Origin of the sequence: Methylocystis sp. SB2 (assembly GCF_049817085.1) — a bacterium.
Classification (GTDB): Bacteria; Pseudomonadota; Alphaproteobacteria; order Rhizobiales; family Beijerinckiaceae; genus Methylocystis; species Methylocystis rosea.
Genome location: NZ_CP187401.1, coordinates 2,709,086 through 2,730,314, shown reverse-complemented (window position 1 = coordinate 2,730,314; position 21,229 = coordinate 2,709,086). Strand labels below are relative to the sequence as shown.

The 21,229-nt window shown below is 56.1% G+C and carries 19 protein-coding genes; 7 read left to right on the top strand and 12 right to left on the bottom strand.

Annotation, left to right across the window (positions count from 1 at the left end; all coding sequences use genetic code 11):
- The first annotated feature begins 13 nt into the window (after positions 1 to 13).
- The 3 genes from ACPS74_RS13380 to ACPS74_RS13370 are packed head-to-tail and all read left to right on the top strand — an operon-like array spanning position 14 to position 4,028.
- Positions 14 to 1,234 carry a restriction endonuclease subunit S gene (locus tag ACPS74_RS13380; RefSeq protein WP_051381825.1) on the top strand — a complete coding sequence of 407 codons (1,221 nt, stop codon included), beginning with the start codon at positions 14 to 16 and terminating at the stop codon, positions 1,232 to 1,234.
- Positions 1,231 to 2,409 carry an AAA family ATPase gene (locus tag ACPS74_RS13375; RefSeq protein ID WP_029651439.1) on the top strand — a complete coding sequence of 393 codons (1,179 nt, stop codon included), beginning with the start codon at positions 1,231 to 1,233 and terminating at the stop codon, positions 2,407 to 2,409. Before ACPS74_RS13380 ends, ACPS74_RS13375 begins: the two co-directional genes overlap by 4 nt.
- Positions 2,406 to 4,028, top strand: a complete 1,623-nt coding sequence (locus ACPS74_RS13370; RefSeq protein WP_029651440.1) for a type I restriction-modification system subunit M — start codon at positions 2,406 to 2,408, stop codon at positions 4,026 to 4,028. Before ACPS74_RS13375 ends, ACPS74_RS13370 begins: the two co-directional genes overlap by 4 nt.
- 102 nt (positions 4,029 to 4,130) lie before the next feature.
- On the opposite strand, the gene ACPS74_RS13365 is transcribed toward ACPS74_RS13370, so the two are convergent.
- From ACPS74_RS13365 to ACPS74_RS13330, 8 genes are all read right to left on the bottom strand, one after another.
- The gene (locus tag ACPS74_RS13365) at positions 4,131 to 9,083 is read right to left on the bottom strand and encodes an AAA domain-containing protein (RefSeq protein ID WP_157055277.1); all 4,953 of its coding nucleotides are present in this window, start codon (positions 9,081 to 9,083) and stop codon (positions 4,131 to 4,133) included.
- A gap of 132 nt (positions 9,084 to 9,215) precedes the next feature.
- The gene (locus ACPS74_RS13360; protein WP_029651442.1) at positions 9,216 to 10,433 is read right to left on the bottom strand and encodes a tyrosine-type recombinase/integrase; all 1,218 of its coding nucleotides are present in this window, start codon (positions 10,431 to 10,433) and stop codon (positions 9,216 to 9,218) included.
- Positions 10,434 to 10,669: 236 nt separating this feature from the next.
- Positions 10,670 to 11,674, bottom strand: coding sequence for a tyrosine-type recombinase/integrase (locus ACPS74_RS13355; RefSeq protein ID WP_029651443.1), 1,005 nt, complete (start codon positions 11,672 to 11,674; stop codon positions 10,670 to 10,672).
- A 168-nt stretch (positions 11,675 to 11,842) separates the two neighbouring features.
- On the bottom strand, positions 11,843 to 12,295 hold the full coding sequence (locus ACPS74_RS13350; protein ID WP_029651444.1) for a hypothetical protein: 453 nt from the start codon (positions 12,293 to 12,295) through the stop codon (positions 11,843 to 11,845).
- The gene (locus ACPS74_RS13345; RefSeq protein ID WP_157055278.1) at positions 12,292 to 12,573 is read right to left on the bottom strand and encodes a hypothetical protein; all 282 of its coding nucleotides are present in this window, start codon (positions 12,571 to 12,573) and stop codon (positions 12,292 to 12,294) included. Before ACPS74_RS13345 ends, ACPS74_RS13350 begins: the two co-directional genes overlap by 4 nt.
- Before the next feature lie 112 nt (positions 12,574 to 12,685).
- Positions 12,686 to 13,672, bottom strand: coding sequence for a hypothetical protein (locus tag ACPS74_RS13340; protein WP_029651446.1), 987 nt, complete (start codon positions 13,670 to 13,672; stop codon positions 12,686 to 12,688).
- Positions 13,673 to 13,678: 6 nt separating this feature from the next.
- Entirely contained in the window at positions 13,679 to 14,050 is a 372-nt protein-coding gene (locus ACPS74_RS13335) for a helix-turn-helix domain-containing protein (protein WP_029651447.1), read from the bottom strand.
- On the bottom strand, positions 14,050 to 14,310 hold the full coding sequence (locus tag ACPS74_RS13330; RefSeq protein ID WP_157055279.1) for a hypothetical protein: 261 nt from the start codon (positions 14,308 to 14,310) through the stop codon (positions 14,050 to 14,052). Before ACPS74_RS13330 ends, ACPS74_RS13335 begins: the two co-directional genes overlap by 1 nt.
- A gap of 407 nt (positions 14,311 to 14,717) precedes the next feature.
- Between ACPS74_RS13330 and ACPS74_RS13325 the strand changes: the two genes are divergently transcribed.
- Positions 14,718 to 15,272 carry a hypothetical protein gene (locus ACPS74_RS13325; protein WP_157055280.1) on the top strand — a complete coding sequence of 185 codons (555 nt, stop codon included), beginning with the start codon at positions 14,718 to 14,720 and terminating at the stop codon, positions 15,270 to 15,272.
- Between the two features lie 85 nt (positions 15,273 to 15,357).
- A complete protein-coding gene (locus ACPS74_RS13320; protein WP_029651451.1) occupies positions 15,358 to 15,657 on the top strand; it encodes a putative quinol monooxygenase in 300 nt (99 codons plus the stop codon).
- A 1,325-nt stretch (positions 15,658 to 16,982) separates the two neighbouring features.
- On the opposite strand, the gene ACPS74_RS13315 is transcribed toward ACPS74_RS13320, so the two are convergent.
- Both ACPS74_RS13315 and ACPS74_RS13310 read right to left on the bottom strand, forming a co-directional pair.
- Entirely contained in the window at positions 16,983 to 17,285 is a 303-nt protein-coding gene (locus tag ACPS74_RS13315) for a hypothetical protein (protein WP_029651453.1), read from the bottom strand.
- 13 nt (positions 17,286 to 17,298) lie between these two features.
- Complete coding sequence (locus ACPS74_RS13310; protein ID WP_157055281.1) at positions 17,299 to 17,676, bottom strand: hypothetical protein; 378 nt, start codon at positions 17,674 to 17,676, stop codon at positions 17,299 to 17,301.
- Between the two features lie 296 nt (positions 17,677 to 17,972).
- Between ACPS74_RS13310 and ACPS74_RS13305 the strand changes: the two genes are divergently transcribed.
- Positions 17,973 to 18,212, top strand: a complete 240-nt coding sequence (locus tag ACPS74_RS13305) for a hypothetical protein (protein WP_157055282.1) — start codon at positions 17,973 to 17,975, stop codon at positions 18,210 to 18,212.
- Positions 18,213 to 18,327: 115 nt separating this feature from the next.
- On the top strand, positions 18,328 to 19,005 hold the full coding sequence (locus ACPS74_RS13300; protein ID WP_157055283.1) for a hypothetical protein: 678 nt from the start codon (positions 18,328 to 18,330) through the stop codon (positions 19,003 to 19,005).
- Between the two features lie 599 nt (positions 19,006 to 19,604).
- Here ACPS74_RS13300 and ACPS74_RS13295 read toward each other — a convergent pair.
- Together ACPS74_RS13295 and ACPS74_RS13290 are read right to left on the bottom strand one after the other, a co-directional pair.
- Entirely contained in the window at positions 19,605 to 19,955 is a 351-nt protein-coding gene (locus ACPS74_RS13295) for a hypothetical protein (RefSeq protein ID WP_029651457.1), read from the bottom strand.
- 505 nt (positions 19,956 to 20,460) lie between these two features.
- Complete coding sequence (locus ACPS74_RS13290; RefSeq protein ID WP_029651458.1) at positions 20,461 to 21,090, bottom strand: hypothetical protein; 630 nt, start codon at positions 21,088 to 21,090, stop codon at positions 20,461 to 20,463.
- Positions 21,091 to 21,229: the final 139 nt, after the last annotated feature.

Sequence of the window (21,229 nt, the reverse complement as noted above, 5' to 3'; positions counted from 1 at the left end):
GAAAACCACGGCCATGACAAACGACGGCAAACCCGCGTTGACGCCCAAACTGCGCTTTCCGGAGTTTCGGGATGCGGAGGGATGGGAAATTGGAAAGGTCGATGCACTAGTTGATACGATCACTCCACCCAAAAAGCTGCCAACATCGCATTACGCCTCTAGGGGTGCGTTTCCGATTATCGACCAATCTCAAGCTAATATCTGCGGCTGGACCGATGACCATGAGGCTTTAATTCAAGGCGACCTTCCTCTCATTATTTTTGGAGACCACACCTGTATTCTGAAGCTAATCGACCGCCCCTTCGCTCAGGGGGCCGATGGCATCAAGATATTAAAATCCCGCCAGAAGGTGGGAACGACTTATCTATACCAGCTCCTCACTTTTCGGCCAGTCGTCACTCAAGAATACAAAAGGCATTACTCCATTCTGAAGGAGAAGTTGGTCTCCTTTCCTGACCTCAACACGGGAGAACAACAAAAAATCGCCGACTGCCTGACCTCCGTGGACGAGCTGATTGCCGCCCAAGCCCGGAAAGTGGACGCGCTCAAGGGCCATAAAAAAGGGCTGATGCAGCAGCTTTTCCCCCGCGAAGGCGAAACCAAACCCCGCCTCCGCTTCCCCGATTTCGAAGACGTCGGGGAGTGGGGAAAGAAAAAGCTCTATGAACTTGCGGACATTCAATCGGGGGCCACACCCTCAAAGGCAAATCCAGAATTCTGGAATGGCTCGATTCCATGGGTATCTGCGAAAGACATGAAGCGTTTATTCTTAGAAGATGCGGAAGATCATATTTCAGCGACAGCGATTGATGATGGGGCGAGGCTGGTTCCACCGGGAACTCTATTGGTGCTGACGCGTGGAATGACTTTGCTCAAAGACATTCCCATCTGCTTCTTGCGCCGAGAGATGAGCTTCAACCAAGATGTCAAAGGACTTCGACCCAAGGATGGAGTCGACGGACTCTTTTTGGCTTGGATGCTCACGGGCAACAAGGATCGTTTGCTCGCGATGGTGGACATAGCGGGGCATGGCACTGGAAAACTCGATACGGACGCGTTGAAGGCGCTAGAGTTGTGCCTTCCGCCGCCCCCCGAGCAGCAACGCATCGCCGAATGCCTCGCCTCCCTCGACGACCTCATCGCCGCCCAAATCCAAAAGCTCGACGCCCTCAAGACACACAAGAAAGGGCTGATGCAGCAGCTTTTCCCATCAGCGGATGAGGTTGAGGCATGAGCGGCATTCGCACCTATCAGAACTTGCGCACTTTGGTGACGCGGCTGCGTGACGACTTGAAGGACAAGCAACTCGTCCTCCTCTTCGCCTACAACCGCACAGGCAAAACGCGCCTCTCTATGGAATTTAAGGATGTAGGAAAGCGCAAGAATAACGGAAACGCCGACACCGTTTATTTCAACGCCTACACCGAAGACCTGTTCATTTGGGAAAACGACTTGCAAGGAGACAAAGTCCGCCATCTCCAACTCAATAAGGATTCAAAGTTCTTCACCGCTATAACTGAGCTTGCGCTCGACGAAACAATCGCGGGCTACCTCAGCCGTTACGCTGACTTTGATTTCGATATCGACTACGCGGCGTGGAGGGTGTCGTTTCGGAATGGTGAAACGGAGAACATCAAGATATCAAGAGGCGAGCAGAATATTTTCATTTGGTGCCTCTTCATGGCGATTTGTGAGCGGATGCTCGATGGTCATGTCTCGTATCAATCGAGCAAATACATTTACATCGACGATCCAATCTCTTCGCTAGACGACAATAATGCTATTTCTGTTGCCTGCGACCTTGCCAAGCTCCTGCGGCGCGCCGCCAGTCGGAAAGACAACGACGGTGCACCCGCCCCCATCAAGGTCATCTTTTCATCGCACCACGCGCTCTTTTTCAACGTCATGTGTAATGAGATCGGCAGGTCAGTGGAAGGTGAGCCCAAGGTGACTCACAAGCGCTACTTCCTTCACCGCCCAAGCAGCGACGGTGTCTATACCCTTCGCGCTACCGAGGACACGCCATTTTTCCACCATGTAGCGACCCTTGCTGAATTGCAGCGCGCCGCCGATCCGAACACCGGGAAGCTTTATACCTTCCACTTTAACGCGCTGCGCAGCGTCATGGAGAAGACGGCGTCTTTTTTCGGGCATACTGGAATTGCCTTCTGCCTGAAAGCCCTCGACAACGAAGATGATCGAGCGCTCTTCAACAGGGCTCTCAACCTGCTGAGCCACGGCCAGTATGCCATACATGAACCCACCGAAATGGGTGAGGACAATAAGAAGCTTTTTCGCCGTATCTTGAGAGAATTCATTGAAAAATTTGAATTCGCTTTGCCTGAAATTGTTCCAGCCCCAGCCGCCGAACCACCCGAACCAGCACTCGAAGAAGCCCCCACAGCATGAATGACTTATCTCAAAAACAACTGGGCAAGACGCTCTGGAACATCGCCGACCAACTGCGCGGAGCGATGAACGCGGATGATTTCCGCGACTACATGCTGTCATTCCTCTTCCTACGATACCTCTCAGACAACTACGAAACGGCGGCCAGAAAAGAGCTGGGGAAGGACTACCCGACGCTCGGCGCGGACGACCGCCGCGTGCCGCTGGCTCTTTGGTACGCTAAAAATCCGGAGGACGTCCCCGAATTTGAAAAGCAGATGCGCCGTAAGGTGCATTACGTTATCGAGCCGCGGCACCTCTGGAACAGCATCGCAAACATGGCCCGCACCCAGAGCGATGACTTGCTAATGACCCTTCAATATGGGTTCAAGTATATCGAAAACGAGTCCTTCCAGAGTGGATTTCTTGGTCTTTTCTCTGAGATTAACCTGTATTCGGAAAAGCTTGGAAAAAATCAAAGTGACAAGAATAAGAAGCTTTGTTCCATTATCGCGGAGATCGCCAAAGGGCTGGCGGAATTCTCCACGGATATCGATGCCTTGGGCGATGCCTACGAATACCTGATTGGCCAATTTGCAGCCGGTTCCGGCAAGAAGGCGGGCGAATTCTATACCCCGCAGCAGATTTCCGACATCCTCTCCGCCATCGTGACGCTCGACAGCCAGGAACCGAAGACTGGCAAGAAAGACCGCCTCTCCAGCGTGCTCGACTTCGCCTGCGGTTCCGGCTCGCTACTGCTCAACGTGCGCAAGCGCATGGGGCCACACGGCATCGGCAAGATTTACGGACAGGAAAAAAACATCACCACCTACAACCTCGCCCGCATGAACATGCTCCTGCACGGGGTGAAGGACACAGAGTTCGAAATCTACCACGGCGACACGTTGACCAATGATTGGGACATGTTGCGCGAGCAGAACCCCGCCAGGAAATCGCAGTTCGACGCCATCGTCGCCAATCCGCCCTTTAGCTATCGGTGGGAGCCGAGCGACGCTATGGGCGACGATGTGCGATTCAAGAACTATGGACTAGCGCCAAAATCCGCCGCCGATTTCGCCTTCCTGCTGCACGGCTTTCACTTCCTGAAAGACGAAGGCGTTATGGCCATCATCCTGCCCCACGGCGTGCTGTTCCGGGGTGGCGCCGAAGAACGCATCCGCACCAAGCTGCTCAAGGACGGCCACATCGACACCGTCATCGGCCTGCCCGCCAACCTGTTCTACTCCACCGGCATCCCGGTGTGCATCCTCGTGCTCAAGAAGTGCAAGAAGCCCGACGACGTGCTCTTCATCAACGCCGCCGAGCACTTCGTAAAAGGCAAACGCCAGAATCAGCTCACGGAAAAGCACATCGCTAAGATCGTCGACACCTACCAATTCCGCAAGGAAGAGGATCGTTACTCCAAACGCATCGGCATGGAGCGGATCGCCGAGGAAGGCTACAACCTCAATATCTCCCGCTACATCAACACAGCCGAACAGGAAATCGCGATCGATCTGTCGGCCACGCACAAGGAGTTGGTCGATATAGAGAAGCAGATTCAGGAGTCAACGGCAAAGCACAACGCGTTTCTGAAAGAGCTTGGGCTACTCCCATTGCCAGCGCCGACCAGTAATTGAAGAATTCTTCTCACACCTCCGTCTCATGATCGCGAACTCACATTGAAGGCGCATCAGTTCGCGTCTTCAATCGAAGACGGGCTTGAGCGCTAGATTTGTCAATCACGCTGCCTGGCGCGACTCGCGTTCCAGATTCATATATAAAATTGTGCGTTCGCGATCATCGACACGGAACCCGATTTCATCGCCTGGTGACGCATCTGCCAATGCTTTTGCAAGTGGCGACGATATTGACAGAAAACCATTAAGCGGATCACTCGCACATTCCGTAAGAGTATAGAATTCTGGCCGCGATCGTGGATCATCTAGGTAACGGATGACGATCCGGTCGCCCACCGATAAACGTGTGTCGTCGTCCTGCCCAGCGACAGACGTAGGATCGATTCCCACTTTGACAACGCGATGTTCAGTATAGCGCGAACTCGAGATTGTGCCGCCGACCGGCTTGATAGCCATCCGATCCAGGGTTTGGAACAAGTCATCCAAGACCCCCTCGCGATCCAAGCTGTAATTCGATCCGAAACAGCGCCAGAAAGTCCAGCCAACACGTTCCAGAATCCGTTGCCGACGCATGTCCTCAGCCCAGCGCTCAGGTCCGTGATAGAGATCTCCATCGCATTCGATCGCCAACCGCCGTCCCGACTCGCCTTCGACAACCAGATCGATCGAGAAGCCTTCCGATCCAACTTGTGGGATGACGCGATAACCGCGTCCAATCAAAACGCTAAACAGATCACGCTCAAACCCAGACTGGCAGAGATCAATCAGTGCAGCGCTTGCATCGGCCGGTTCTGGCATCGGTTGATGAAAATGACGAATGATCCTCGCTTTCAAATCATTCGGGTTTAAGTCCTCTTCCCTCACTGAACGCACGAGAACCATCCGGTCGCGGGCGCGAGAAAGAGCCACATTGAAGCGCTGCTCGTATTGCAACGCTGTCTGTGATTGCTTGCGTTTGAGATCCGCGATCATCGACAGAAACACTACATCGCGTTCGTCACCTTGGAAGGTAGCGCTATCGCCGCAGGTGATGCGATGACGAACCATCGCTGCTTCGCCGATGCGATCCATCAACCGTTTTTGTATGTAACGGGCTTGGTCCGAACCGATCAGTGAGACCACACCGATAGAGCGCGGTCTTGCTTCAATACCGCCAAGCGTCGAAAGATGCGGGTCGCTGATGAACCGTTCGATTTCATCGACAATGACTTCCGCTTCAGGCGGATTGACCTTCGATCTGCCGCGCCGTTCACCGTCCTCAACGAGGATATCCACCAACGGCGGGTCGAGGCGTTCGGGTCCTCTTGGTACGCGAAGCGGAATCAGTTGATCGTCGTAAAACTCCTTCGAAGAGAAGCGAATAACCGGCTCGACGCAGCGAAAATGCTCTTTCAACATCACGAATTTGTCGGGGAACATAACACGCGCGAGGTCGTAGAGAGATGCGCCGGGTTCAACCTGCACACGGAAAGGAAACTCACTCAGGAAATTTTCGCGCAGGCGCTGAATGTTGGCGATCGACAAGAAGGCCGCGCTTGGGCTCACCTGCCGGTCGTCGCCAACCACTAAAATCTTTTTCCCTCGTAGCAACGCGGGCAATTCCCTTGCGTCCGATTGAGACGCCTCATCGAGGATCACCAGATCAAATACGGCAAGGGCTGCTGGCAACTGTTCTGATACCCGCCAAGTTGGCATAATCCAGCATGGCACTGAACCATAGCAATTCTCCATCGCTTGCCTGGCATCCCGACGATAAAGCGCCGCGCGTTGGCCGGTCCCCCTGCCAAGACGTCGAATAAGGTCTGCGAAGGCTCGGAGCGATGATTTCGCTGTTCCTTTCATGGAGGCCGCGAGGTTGAAGAAGGTCCTTTCTTTCACGAGTTTCGCGAAGTCCTCTCTCAGCTCATTTTCGATCGATAGGCGCTCGTTATTCAGATTTGTAAGATCGCTGGCTGCGCCAATACACTCCAGATAGTTCAGACGCGCGGCCCAGTCCCATGCTGCCTTCCAGTCGCCCGGAATTACTGGGTCGCTATCCTCAGTCGCCGGTTCCGACATGAGCCTCGTCGCCCAGCGGGACGCGCCCACTTGAACCAACGTCGCACAAATTTCAGATATCTCGAGGAACGACGTTTCCAGTCCACGTAGGCGGCTAAGCTTGCCGCGAACCGCTATCCAAACTCTCTCAAGTTGCTTAGCGTCTACCTGGGGATCGCCAACGCTGGTCTTCAGCACTTGAATTGCGCTTGTCGCGAGATCACAGTCGCTTCCGGCAAATTTATGAGATAGCTCTTCGATTTTCTCTTTGACGGCACTCAAGCGAATAGAAGCGATCCGGCGCGCGAGTTCATCGGCAAAGGCAGCTGTCGCCGTATGGTGACGAAGGATTGCCAATGCCTCGTCACGACTCCCGAGCGCAGTTGTTAGGCGTTCGGTCAGTTGCTCGAGGGTTGAGGGCAATTCAACGAAAGCTGCTTGCAATCTGTCGGCAATGGAATCGAGCGCCGATAAATTTTCATGGCTGAAATGGACTCCGCTGGGAATAGACAGTTCGCCACGCAGCGTAATCCATCTGGCGGACAGGCTTGCGACTTTGTCATATAACTCAACATAGGTTTTGACATGTCGCCAGTCATTGGCGTCTGCTGGACGCAGGCCCGACACGCGAATTTGTTCGATGACGTCTTGATGTTCTCTCAGTCGAAAAGTGAGCAAGCCAAATGGGTTCTTGCCTTCGGCAAAGGTCCGCAAGATGTGGTCGCGATGCGGCTGTGGCGGGAGCTCCTTCGGCACACTAACCGGCTTGGCCACGAACGCGCTGCGTTGTTTGACTAGCTCAGTTACGTCGCGCAGGAAGGCGAGCGCCGTCGGTCGAACCCGTTGCATCGCAGGAGAGTCTGAAAGCTGACGCTCGACCAATGACCATACCCATGGCTCACTCATCAACTCGGTGATAGTCGTTGCGAAATCCTGGAGACCGATAGCGAGCTTCTCAGCGCTCTCCAGGCCGAGGTTGGCAATCACCCGTCGGACCAGCGGCTCCGAATGCGTGATCGTGTTCGTCAGAGCGCGCGCGGCCACCAGATCGCGGTGCCATCCCAATAGAATGGTCGGGCCAGGAAGATTGGCAGGACTCGGCAGACGTTCGTTGAGGAACGACAAATCGGCGCCGACGTGTTTTCGCGCCTCCGATAATGCCGTGATCGTCGGCTCGCCTATTCCTAAATCGCTAAAGGGACGATCTGGGCGATCCGTGAACCAATCGTATACCGGCTGTTCCTCGATAACGCGCTTGGCCGCCTTATAGGGCTTTTCGGAGCTTCCGGGAACGTTGGACAGATGCGTCTCGGCAATGGCAGCGAGTTGCGCATCAATCTCAACAAGTCGCTTGCGGTTCTTGACGATATTAGTCTCAAGCTCGCGAATGACGTTACGTTTTCGCGCGTGACTGCCGTCAACTTCATTCACGATGCCCAGCATCAGGCCAATCGCTTTTTCTACCTGCTTTAGTCCTTCACGCTCGGATGTCGTTACACTAATCGCGAGGTCGCGCACGCCTTCCGGTAGCTGATCGCGGATGACGTTCAGCGCTGTTTCACCATGAGAGACCACAAGGACCCGCCTGCCGGTTGCGAGCATGTGGCTAATGATGTTGGCAATCGTGTGCGTTTTTCCGGTGCCGGGAGGGCCTTGAACCACCAGCCCGTCAGACTTTTCCAGCCGGCGAATTATCTGAACCTGATCATCGTTGAACGGCTTGGGAAAAAAGAGGTCGCCGTGATCGGGATCGATCTGCTCCGCCTCAAATCCATCGCCAGCCGGATCGGACATGCCGATCTTGTCTCCGAGGGGCTGATAGACATCGCCGACGCCATCCGTCGGCCCCATAACGAGGGTCCGTGTGGCCCCCTCTAAGATCACTGGCTCGCCGTCACTCGACGAGAGGGATGTTTTGAGACGATCTATGTCCCGAAGAACAGAATTGGATGAGCGACGACGCGCGAACAACACATACCGATCGGAGACAGTCAGCACCTCGCCTTCGGCAGCTGGTACAGGCTCGGTCGCCGAAAGCGAGAGGAAATCCGGCAGATAGCGGCCTTCCGGATCGAGTTGACTCCCACAAATCTTCAGGATTGGCTCGAATGTCTCCTGCCGGAACGGAGACACGCCTTCGCTGTCCGCGACCTCAATGCCGCGCAGGCAACGACGTGCAGCATCTTCAGCCAGCGTTAGTCGTTCGGTAGCGAGCTTCTCGAAGGGGCGCAGTTCAACACGTGCGGACACTGATCGCGGACGCATCGTGATCGTCGCATTGGCTTGATCGGCGATTTCAATCTCGATACCACGTTCGATCATCGGAATGTCGATCGACCCTTCGGGACGGCTCCAGCGCGCCACCCCGATGCCCCAGATCAGTTCAACGGATTCATTGCCACCGGATTGCAGGAGACGCTGCGCTATTTCGAATAGGCGCTGATAGACCGCAATCGAACGACGGCGAGGCTGTTCGCGTTCAGCCCATTCGGCCCAAGGACCGGCACAATAGATTTCGATAGCTTCCCGTATCGTTGGGCGATCATCCAGACGCAGCATCGCATCGAAGAACACGCCCGGCGTTTCGTCTTGCTTGGCGGCCTTTACCGAAGGAATGCAATCGTCCGGGCGTGCTTCGCCAGCCCCAATCATGCGATCCTTTTCGGCTTCCAGCAAACGAAGGTGCCGCGTCTCACGGATCACAGGCGGCTTGGTCGGGTCATTTGGAACATCCACCCACGCACAGCACTCTTCATCGACCTGTGGAGGAGAGATCCGTTGAAGGCGTTCAATTCGTAACCAGATTGGCCCGTCAGAATCGCTGATATCGAATGTGATTCCGGGAACGCCTGCGAGTTCGTGCTGGTGAAGGATAAACTGCGATCCATCAGCAAGTTTGTGTTGAGCGAGCCGCGTTGCGGGACGCTCGTCGAGCTTCACAAGCTCCTCGACGTAGTCAAGTAATCCATTCAGCCGCAGAGCGGCGAGTTTATCTTCAGCCGTAATTTCTGTGGCCACGACTTGTCATTCTCACTTCGGCATCCATCAATGATCGCAGACGGTCTGCACGTATTTTGCGCAGATGTTGCTCCGATGAAAAGGCCTGTGTTCAGAGATTAACGCCGATCCAAGAATCGACTTATGAACCCATCACTCCCAAGGAAGTTTCTTTTTGTCTTGCACTCTGCTCTTGGTCAATTCGCTCGCCATCGCACGGTTCGACGTGTGCCCGTAGAACTGCTCCAGCATCCTCACGGACGTGCCCATATTTCTTGCCAAGGTATAGTGGTTCACGCCCTCTTGGAGCTGGTTCGTCGCGTAGGTATGGCGAAGAGAATATATCGTCCTCTTCTCCCCATTCCGATCAGTCTCCACGCCGGCCTTTTGGGTGACGTTGGCGAAGCCTTTCTTCATGCTATGCACCGGCCTGCCGTCGATATGGCAAAACACGTGCTCATTCATGTCGGGCTTGCCGCCGCTTAATTCGTCGCACCTGCTTTTCCACAGGAGTTCGAATCCCTGTTTGACCTCCGGGATCTGCGCGACCACCTCGCGCGACCCAGTCTTTCCCTTCACGTGAATGATCAAATAGGGGTTGTTAGGATCGTCGGATGGTTCCGTATCGAGATCGCTCCATCGAATTCCTCTGGCTTCGCCGACCCGGATGCCGGTGTAGGCCAGAATGACGATGTAGTGGCAGAGCATCTTTCGGTCACGGAAAATCGAGGTTGAGATGCCCCTCCCCTCCTCGAGCCAGGGGGCGAACGTTCCCAAGAGTTTTTTCCAGTCCCTCTGGTCGAAATGAGGTCGACGGACGCCATCTCGCTTCGGCCTCTCGATTTGGATCTCTCGATCCAAGTGGCCCCTTCGATGGCACCACTTCAGAAAGGTCGCGAACTGGCTGGTCTCATGAAGGATCGTCGTCTCCTTCGGCGATTTCCGCTTCGAGTTGGTCCTCCTCCAGTCGAAAAACTTGGCGATCTCCTTGGCATTGATGTCGGTGATTTTGTTCTTGGCGAAGTAGAGAACTGCGTAGGTCTTGAGAAAGGCGATGATGGAGAGATTTCTTTTCGTCGGCTCTCCCTTGGCCCGCGCGAAGGTCTCGAAATCCTCAACCATCTTGGCGAGGTTCGGGCCTGTGACGGACTGCCCGAGCTTGGTCTTGATCCGGAGCTCATCGAGCAACTCGTCAGCGAATTTCCTGGCTTGGTAAAAGTCCGAGGTGCCTGTTCCCCGATAGATGTAGCCAGTTCCATTTGGAACCTTTAGCCGGCAGAGCCAAAGCTTCTTGGGGCGATTTTCGAGCTGGTAGAGGACGACTTTCCCGTCGTGGAACGACTGCTGATTGATGACTTTGGAGGCGGCCATGGGGCAATTCTACCCCTGCCCAAGGTAAAATGACACCGTAATATCCTTGTAATATAGCCTTAGCTAGGCTGCTCCGTGAGCGCCGTAACTACAAGTCATTGATATTATTCGATAAAATGGTGCTGCAAGAGAGGATTGAACTCTCGACCTCTCCCTTACCAATGAAGTCGGCGACATGATGTAAGTCTCTCATTTCATTCCGTTTGAAGCCTCACGCAGAACGCAATACCCACATTTCACCCATTTTCCAGTCGGGGAAGCGCCTCGATCGCGGCGCGCAGGTGCTCCCGATTGACGTGCGCGTAGCGCGCAACCATGCGTTCCGACTTCCATCCCCCAGACTCTTTAAGCGCCAGCAAATCGCGGTGCGCCAGATAGTGCCAGGTGGCCCATGTGTGCCGACAGTCGTGCGGTCGGAAATTGACAATGCCCGCTCGCCGGCACGCGCCCTTGAAGGCGCTCGCGATGCGCCGCCCGGCCGATGTGTCGGCGTCGTCATCTTCGCTTGGCCGCGCATAAGGAAGGCCGTCAGGCCGCCTGAAGATCTCGCCCGAGCGATGCGGCAGGCTCGCCAGCGCGGCGATGGCTTCGGTATGCAAGGGCAATCCGCGCGACTCGCCGTTCTTCGTCCTCGGGAAGGCGACATGGCGGCGCGGCAGGTCTACGCAGGCCCAATCGAGCCATAGCGCCTCGCCGACGCGGGCGCCGGTGTAGAGCAGGAAAATCACGAGCGGCCGCAGCGACGGGTTGCAAGCGTCGACGAGGCGTTTCGCCTCCGAGGCCGAGAGCCAGCGCGGCGCCCGCTCCGCCTCTTTCCTCCGCCTGATCTTTGTATGAACGCCCGCGGCCTTGAGGACCGCGCTCATCGGCGCGTAGATTTGCCGATTTAGCGTCGCCGGCGCGCGGCCAGGCAGGAGCCGGCGCGCCGCGTCATCGAGATCCTCCTGCAATATTTCGTCGGTCGGCCGATCGCCGAAGAACTCTAGCAGCGGCGCGAGGAATCGCCGCTCGCCGCCATTCTCGACGTAGGTCACGACGGCCCCCGCGAATGTTGGCGCAGGGCGACGACCGAGCACGGCGCCTTGGACGTGATGGCGCGTGATTTCCGCGACGCGGGCGTTGAGCAGGATTTCGGCTTGGACCCTGTCAGCAGTTGCTGTGCTCTCCTCAAGCTTGCGGCCGAAGAGGGTTCCGCGAATGCGCCAGTTCTTGTCGCGTTTCCGCCGGTAGAGTTTGAGCATCTCCCTGCCTCTATGAGCGCAGCGACGTCGTGGTCAGTGAACCGCCACACCCTGCCGAGCTTAACCCCGATTCCGAATTTGCGCGCATGCTCGATTAGGGCGCGCTCGCTCATCTTGAAATTCCCGGCGACTTCCTCAGCCGTGTGCAGCGGCGACAGCGCCATCGCTTTAGCGGCGCTCCTCGGCGCGTTTGGCGTTGAGTCGCGCGACGATCTCGCCCCAACCGTGATCGGACTGCTTGGGGTTCGGGGCGTTTACAGGCGGCGCGGATTTGTCGCGCGCCATGGCATTCACGGTTCGCGCGGCGACTGCTCGAGTCTCACAATTGATTTCTGCGACGACATCGTTCCAGCCAAAATCGTCGTCGGCGCCGGCCTTCTCGTAACTGGCCGCCGGCGGTTCATTGATGATGTGCGCGAGGCTAACGCAGCCGCGACCTTCTTCGTTCTTGGTTGGCGAAGCGACAATGGGCGCTTGCTCTTTGCTGGGATATGCTTCCGCGAGCCACTTCCAAAAATCTCCGCACTGCCCCGCAGATGCGCGGCTCTCGCGGGCAGTTTCGTATTCCTTCCGCTTTTCCATCGGGTGGATCGAGTCGTCCCAGGCGCTATCCGCGGTCATGGCCGCTCCCTATTTTCCGCATTCACCTCGGCGATGATCTCGCCCCAGCCATGCTCGGCGTCAGCAGGTTTCGACGCATGCGCAGGAAGCGCGCGCTTCATCTCCGGCGCAAGATGTTCCGGCTTGAGTGCGCCGTTGACGGACGCCATTTGTCGAGCGAGGGGATAGCAGCACGCGAACCACTGCCAGAAGTTACCGGCCGATCGATCCCATGCGCCGGAAGCGCAATCGGCCTCGAATTCTTTGAGCTTGTTCAGTGGGTGCGCTCTATTCGTCATGGTCAACATCCCTCGCGTCCAAAGGAGTCGCCGGCCGCCGCGTTCACAGGGAGGATGGCCCTTTTTTCGGCGGCCGGCTTCACGCCCAGGTGACGGACCGGGCGATCCGAATTCATGCGCGAGGCTCCGGACAGGAGTCGGCGAGCCCCAGCACGGCGCGATAATCCGCGTCTGGGCGGCGCGAAATAAAAGCGCCGCCTTCTGCAGCGAGTCTGATCGCCATCTCTTCGAGGCGCTCGGCGGCAAGAATGTCGGCTTTCGCCTGCGCGATGCGCGCGGCGCGATCTTTGTCGGTCAACGCCGATGCGTCGTCCGCATCTTCGTCTATCGCCCGCTCGATCGCAGCGACGAGCTCATCCTTAAACAACCAGGCGAGCGTCGCTTGCACATCAATTTCATCGTGAAGCTCGCCCGGCCGTGCGACGCGCATCGCGAAGCGCGCCGGCTTGCGTCCCTCTAACGTCGTAAGCACATTCGGCCGACCGGCGCTCGCCAGCGTTTCGATGCGTTCGCGATTGATTAATTTTGCTTGGTCAGAGGGAATCGGTGCGTCGAGGGCGTCCTGCAGGGCAAGGCGCGCCTCGTCGGCGATTTTGCGATATCGAAGGACAGCGGCCATCGGCGTCTCGCCGCTCAGAAGTTTTTGTGTCACCGGCGGCGCTGACGTGAAAGGCCCGGTCGACCGGGCAAGATTTTCGTCAATATTCCTCAAGAGAAGGCGCAGCGGCGCGACCTTCTCCTGGCACTGACGGCGCTGCTCTTCGAGCGCTGCCAATCGCTTTTTCCCCAGCGCCAGCTTTTCCTCTTCAGCGGCGGCGATGGAGAGGCTCTCACGACTCGGCGAGCCGCGTTTCAGATCGGCGATCCGCTTCTCGCGCGCATAGTTCTCGTCACGTTGATCATGACATTCTTCATTTGCAGCGCGAGCCTCGCCGCCCAAAAGGCGTTCGAGCATTTTAAGTTTGTTCAGCGCGTCGCGCGCCTGCGCGGTCAATTTCTCTGCGGGGTCACCGGGACGCGAATTGAGCGTCAGAGCCTTGTAATTTGGCTCCGGCAATTGTCGGATTTCACGGGGATCGCGGTCGATATAGCTCATCATCGCCTCTCAATGTTCATCTTCAGCGTGAGCGCGCTCGTTCGCCATTGGAACCGGCGCGCCGTCGCCATTTTCGCCATTTTCGCCATTGGCCGATTTTTCCACAGCCAAGAGTTCGAGGACGGATCGTTCGGAGAATCGCCAGCCGCCGGCAGGCGTTTTTTCCCCAACGCCGAAGCGACGCGCCCAGCGATAGAGTGTCGAAGACGAGTCGACGCGCGCGAGCCGCATCGCTTGCTTCGTGTTCAACCAGCGGTCCGATTGTTTTGCTTCGGGCGGGCCAGCGCTTCGACCGTCGATGGTAGCTATGAGCTGCTCGGCCTCATCGGCGAGCCGGCGCTGCTCCTTCGCGATCTCGGCGAGGCGGGCGAGCGGTTGCATCACTCGGCGCGTCCCTGGTTCGAGGAGACCGCGCAGAGATGAGCGCAGTGCAGCGGCTCGAGCAGCTCATCAAGAAAACGTCGTCGCGCATCGGGACCCGCGGACAGCCAGGCCGCGCGCAGAGCCACAAGCTCTGGCGCCCACTCAGCGCGCGCCGCGATTCCGCGCTTCGTCGCTTCGGAAATTTTCCGCCGCACCTCCGGCGCCGCCATCCGTTCGCGCGTGGCGATCGAGATGAGCTGGCGTTGCTCAGGCGACATTGCTGCGCGCGCGGCGGCCATCGCCTTACGCAGCCTCCGGCTTATCGACGTTCTGCATTGAGCGAGCTTCTTGCGCGGCGAAATGTGCGATTAGCGTCGATTTTCTCGCGCAGAGGATTTGGCCAAGTCGAAAGGTCGGAATTTGCCGCTTTGCGGCTAATTGGTAGATGCGCTTCCGGTTCGCCTCTTTGGCGTCGCCGAAGATGAAAGCGGCAATTTCCTTTGCCTCTCTCAGGATGTCATCCGCAGCAGCTGATCCACACGTGATTCTCTGCATTGTGGGCTCCATAAATCCTAGACTTAGGATTAAATGGCGCACGCCAAATCCTATGTCCGCGACTAACGTAGACCAGATAGCAGTAAGTCGCAACGTTGAGATTTAAGATGCGTTGTGATTAACTTATGGCATGGAGACTGCCACCCTTCGATACGGACAGGTTGAGGAGCTACTCGCCCGCCTTCACGGCGCCGACCGTTCGGCGCAGACAGGCGCGCTGCGAGGACGTATTAAGCATCTTCGTCGCCTAGGGATGCCGTTCGGATCGTCGCCCGGAACCGGCAACAAAATCGAATACGAGAAATCCCAAATTTATCAGTTTTCCTTTTGCTTGGAGCTTGAGGAGTTGGGCTTAGATCCGGCTCTCATTGTGAGCGCGTTTGAAATGCACAAAGAGTTCGTTTTGCGCACATACGCGTCTGCCGAGCGAGAACTCGCTAAGGGCCGCGACTATTACTTTTTTTTGTTTACCGAGTTCATGCAAGCGAGATGGTCGAAAAAGAAATTAAAATTTCCTGGCCTTGCTACAATGACGGCCGGCCCAATCGAGAAAGTCGACATAGTCGTTTCATCGCTCGGAACAGTTCACCCACGACGCGTCGCAATCTTCAATATGACGCCTTGCGTTAGAGAAGTTCTCGACGCGATGCAGGACAAGATGGTTGAGGCTAATCCGAGCCGATGAACCAAGAATTCGATCGTCGTGCAAAATGCGTCGAAAGGTGCAAACATGACGTCCAGAAGGCCATAGGTTTCAAGCGAGGCGCGCAATGGTGAAATTTGGCATTTTGGCGACGCTGGAAGCGAAGATCGGCAAGGAGCATGAGGTTGCTGCGTTCTTGAAATCGGCACTGCCGCTCGTGGAAGCAGAGCCGGGCACGGTGTCGTGGTTCGTGATCCGAGTGCCGCATACGTACTTTGGCATCTTTGAAGCCTTTCGTGACGAAGCCGGCAGAGACGCTCATCTTGCCGGGGAGGTGGCGAAAGCGCTCATGGCCAAGGCCCCAGAGCTTTTCTCGCAGCCGCCGAAAATCGAAAAAGTCGACGTGCTAGCTTCAAAGCTAGGCTGAAACGCAAAAACGCCCGCCGTTACATCCACGGTCGGGGCGTTCGCTCGCTTGCCGGTGGACCTTACCTACTGAGGTAATAAGCGGACCCGCGCGGACGAACGCAAGGCCACAGGCTGCAGAAGCGCAGGATCACGGTCACGTGTAGTTACCGTGAAACTCTCGGAACCTGGCAACTGACAGTCGTCTGCAGACGATCGCGATCGTCGTCGCGCCCGATCGAATCGAGAAAGGTTGAACCGCTCGTCTAATCCGCAAAAGGTATCGCCATGGGACCTTTCAAAATTTTTGTTCCGTCCTGCTCGAATAAATTATACAGATATTTAATTGGCTTAAATTGCGTTTACAATTTTTTGACCAGGTGCCGGTCGCAACCAACCCGCTCCAATATCTTACTGAGGAGAAGTATCATGAGATTCACGTTCAATTGGATGTTGGCAGGTGTGATTGTGTTCGTCAGTACAAACGCGTCCGCTCTCTCGGACTGCAGGAAGTTCTCAGCAATAGGGCAGTTAGAAGAGCGGCTAAATTGTTTGGAAGATAATAATATAGAACTGTCCAAACAACTCGCCGAACTCAAAAATGGCGCGCTTTCCTATAATTCTGTTGTTTGGCTTGCTCAAGGTAACGCTTGTTTAACGAATGGACCTAATCAGAGGACATGTGGGTCATCTGAGAACAGTCCGAATTTCTCATGGACCTTGAGAAGTCCTAACTAGGGGATCATCAAGCGTCGGTTCGCTCGGAAACATACCTTGACCTCGCGAAAGGCAAGGTGGGCTGCGGGATCGTCGTCGCCGCTTTCGATAACCTTGCGCGCGCTGCGCACGCTACGCTCACTGACGTTTGTAAGTTGAGCAGCTTGCGGTTGCGAGCAGGTCGGCAAATTTGCCGACCTTGCATGGTCTGCGCGCTGTCCATCCCGCAAATTCGCCAAGCGCGCCGCGACTCAGTTTTTCCGATTCGCGTTTGTCGTGGCTTCACCGCAAATCCTCGGGCAAGAGCCGCTGGGCTAGCGCGTCGAGAGCATGCGCGCCGCGCATGGCCCACAGCGCCAGGCTAACGCGGCAGATGCGCACACAAAGCGGGCGAGCGGTGGCGTTGGCGGGCGTGATCATAATTGCTACTCCTCCTGATACTGGCGATTCGCTGTTTCGGTTCGGTCTCGGACCTCCTGCGCAAGGAGGCAGACCGCCTCCATGTCCTCTTTTCCAATCGGATACGGGTAGTTGTTGCTCAGTCCCGTCATGAGCATCCAGAGCGCGCGCGAAGCTCCATCGCCTCTCTGATATTTTCCTCAAGGGATCTGGCGGGGATCGGTTCGGCGCTCATGATAGCGCCCCCCGCTCTTCGAGGAAGTCGACCGCGCTGCGGATCGAATCGCCGAACTTGTCGGGTCCGTCCTGGTCGAGAGAGTCGGCCAAATATCTTAATAGCGCCATGGAGCCCGAAGGCGTCGTTGGGACAGTCGAGAGCACCTGCGCTTCTAATTTGCCAATGCGATCGAAGATCTCGGCCGCAGAAGAATTCCCTTCCTCCTCTTGCTCGTAGGCGGCGATCGCCACCAGGATGTCGGCGATAATTTTAACAATCGGATCGACCGTGCCGTTGTCCTCAATTTCATTGGTCATGACCGCGGCTCCTTCAACCCAAGTGCAAGCGAATAGCGGCCAGAATTGAAGGGCATTCTGTCGCGTCGGCGTCCTCCCCATGCAGGCTGTCATGGCAGGCGAGCATCTGCCGAATCTTCGCAAAAAAATCCGCGTCGGTCGCGCAAGGCGTTTCCGCCAATTCCCACAAGGCGCTGTCGGCCGGACCGTTGGCGGCGTCCATGGCGAAGTCGTCGCCGGCGTCCATCCAGGCGGCCCAAGCTGACGCCTGGCGCTGCATAGCTTCAACGAGCGGTCTTGAGAGAGCAGCGCCAGCGAGCGCGGGGAGCCCAGCGACAGGCGCTGCGGCGAGGCCGGCTATGACGGCGCGGCGGGAAAAAGGCGCACTTTTGGTATCTTGAGAATCAGCCATGGCGGACTCCAGTCAGATCAGCTGTGGTCAGGGCCGGGCGAGAGGTTGCCGCCTCTTGCTCGGCCCGCATATTTACGACATTATTTAATTCGCATGTCAATTGATAATGTCAAGAAATCGAGGGGCCGGCCTCCAGTCGAGAGTGAAGCGCTCACAGTGCGCATTCATCGAAAACAACTTGTCGCCCTGGACTCGTGGATCGCAAAGCAGCCGGAGCCGCAGCCGACGCGCCCGGAGGCCATCCGCCGCCTGCTCGAAAAGGCTCTTGGCAAAAAGTGATGTTGAGGGGAAATCAAATGCAGGAAGAGCCGCTCTATGTTGACGCTTCACAAGCAGCGCAGCTGGAACATGGGGCGATCACCGAAAACTATTTGACGCTGCAGGAAGCCAAGATCGTATACGACAAATTGCCCCAAGAGCGACAGGAGATCGCAAAGATTACCTCGGCTGGCAGAGTTTATTCGGCTTCAGAAATCGAGCGCTTCCACTACGGAGCCAGAACGACAAATAGTCGGCCGGCGTCGAGTCCACCATAGTGAACGGCGGCCCGCCCCGGCGTTCGGGGGGGGGGGAAGGCAAGCGGAGAGACGACCGAACGCAAAATTTGCGCTCGTCTTGTCCGTGAGGCGCGGCGGGATAGGCGAGCAAAAGATGTCAACGAATAATGAGAAAAAACATTTCTTGGATTGGGCCACTGGAGCACTGCTGACTTTGACGTTGCTTTGCACAGCAGGGGCTGCGCATTACACTGCTAAGCAATGGGAAACAGCGGTTGATACCGAGCAACGACAAATAAGGGCATATGTATTTCTGAGAGGCATTAGGTTAGATAAAAGAAATGAAGACGTTTATGACATTATCCCGGAATGGGAAAACACTGGAAACTCACCAACAGTTAATATGGTTTCCCGCATCAACAGGTTGATGTTCGTCAATCAACCTTTACCGAGCACTTTTATGTATGTGGATATCCCGACTAAAACTGTTCCAATAACCTTGGGTCCAAGGAGTATTTCAAATGTCAGTTTCACAAAAGTCCATGGCTATTGCTTAGAGAGATTCAACAATAGGGATCCATTTGATCGGTTTTTGATATGGGGATATACAGAATACAACGATGTTATGACGTTTGATAGGCATATCACTAGGTTTTGTTATAGCGTGGACCAAGTAGTGTTCTCAAGTGATCGCAATAGCGCCAAGCTGTCATACAGTTTGTGTGACGAAGGAAATTGTTCGGATAGGGAGTGTCCTACACCGCAGCGTCAGGCCTTCGCCGTTAAGGTGCCGCCCACCTGCGGCAGCGAACGTGGACATCAAGCTCCGTAGATTTCTGCTTGGGTCCAGAGTCATTCCAACTCGTGCGGCATTGACGATCTGATCAGCGGACGTGTCTGCAAAAGCTCACGGCCGGGCCGGCGCTGAATTCGGGCCTTGGCGTGCGGCTGAAAAAAAGGGGGCCGCATAGTGATATAGGCGCGAATATAAACCTTCGCCGCGCATGAAAATCTCGCCCGGCTCGCGGTGGCCGTCATCTTAGAACGATTGGAGAGAAGAGGTATTTTGCCGAACCTCGAGCCTGATACCGTAGGGGTCACCGGGGTCGGTCCTATTCCCATCCGCGATTAGGAGAATTTCGCCTCCTTGTTGTAGAGCGCATCATTGAGAGACCTGGTTGCAAAATTTTGAGTGTCCGTGCCGTAATATGACACCCAAACAGGAAAGCCGTGCCTGTTCACCCAGAGCTCACCCCCCGAACCTGCGTTTAAATCGTTCCTGAAGCCTGCTTCAGCTAGTTTTTCCCGACCCTCCGGAACAGAGGTCTTTGTAGGCTCATTTTGCATAACCACTACGCCCCAAACGAAAATCGGCCGACCCCAAGGCCGACCGATTATATGAGTCGCGTGATTCTTTCAAACTGTGAGCAATTACCCACAGTGGTTCAAACAGGTTCCAAGCACAGCGCTGAACGAAGTTTTTGATTTCCTGCTGAAGTCTACGAATTCATATCGCGATTTCTCTTGCACAGCTTTAGCCTCAGCCTTCGCGCTGGCAGTCCGCTTGGCTGCAAAGTATGCGTCGGCATATGCAAGCAAGGGATCTTCGATCGCTTTCACCAGCGACCCGAACTCCCTACATTGCTCCGGTTCCAGCAACAGGTTGAAACCCTTCAAATCGTCGCTATGGATGTAGAGGTATCCGTCCTCCTGGAACTCGCCGTCCAGATGGATCAGATAGCTGCTTTTCCTGAACCACTTGAAATGCTCAAGAAATCCCATCACATCCTCCTAAGTGCCGGCGCTACGATCATTGCTGTTTCTCAGCAATTTTCATTCCCTGCCGGTGTTCAGGCGGGGTGCCGTAGCCGCCCTGCGGCTATCGCCCGGGTCCAGTCAAGGATCCAGGTGTCTCTTTCGCTAGCGATTTGCCATGTTGCCCATGGAAATCGGCTAGTCAACGTCTATTATCTAACTGGAGAAGTTGCTGGCTGAGACAAGACGCGCCCAGTTTTATGGCGAAAACTTAATAAAATCTTTATATTATGCATAATCTTCTGAAACAGCGAAGGTGTGACATTTTGGCCAATATGTGCGCTTGCGATTTGGCTGTGGCATGCACTCGTTGGCAGAGTCGCGCTGCCTTTTTGGCGTTGATCCGACAGATCCGGACACAAGAAATCTCTCACTTTGGAACTCGCCAATAACCTGGTGCTTCCTTTCGTATTTCCTGCATCTGATTTGCAGACCTTAAAGCAGTTGATTGGAACGCCGAAAAAAACCCGCGTTAGGTCTTACTGTCGTCAGCACGGTCGTCTTCAATGAATTCCGGCTCAGCGGCGGCAAGCTCGGCGAATTCGGCAGCGAGCCGAGCACGGATCTTGCGGAATTCAGAGCGCAGCAGATGCGTCACGTCGCGCGCCGGTATCTGCCACTTCGCGGCGATCGCCGCAGCGAGCTCGGGGATGCGGCCATCAAATGAGGCGACGAGCTGCGCTGCAGCGCGGGTGGTTGCGTCGCGGGCATCGGCGCTGAGGATGTAGACGCCGCGCGAGAGGCGATCCTGCTCCTTGGCTCGCGAAGTTGCGAGCTGCGCCTGAAGGAGCTTCTCCCGCTTGATTTGGTCTTCGACCGACGGTTCAAAGGGCTGCACCGGCGGCCGAGCGGATGACGGTTGCGGGGAATGACCATGTGGCGTCGCCGGCGCGTCATCGAGCTTCGTCGAGATGCCGTTGAGGCCGAAGCGCTGACTCGGGTCCAGGCGTTCCTTTAGTTGAGCCATCGCGACATCAAATTTGATCCGCGCGCCGCGGCCCGCGCCGACCAAGGCCTCGTCGCCGATCTTGCCGCGAGAGATCCAATTCGCCACGCAGCTCGGCGTGACGTTACACGCCGCCGCGAAGTCTGATTTCGACATGATTGTCTCGCCCATTTCGCCATTACACCATTGTAAATTCACGTGAATTTCACGCTTTGAATTCTACTGTGACTGCCGGAATCCCGGGGCGCTGCGGCCCGCAGGCGGGGGAGGCCTAGGAAGGACCCGCGAGCCCTCA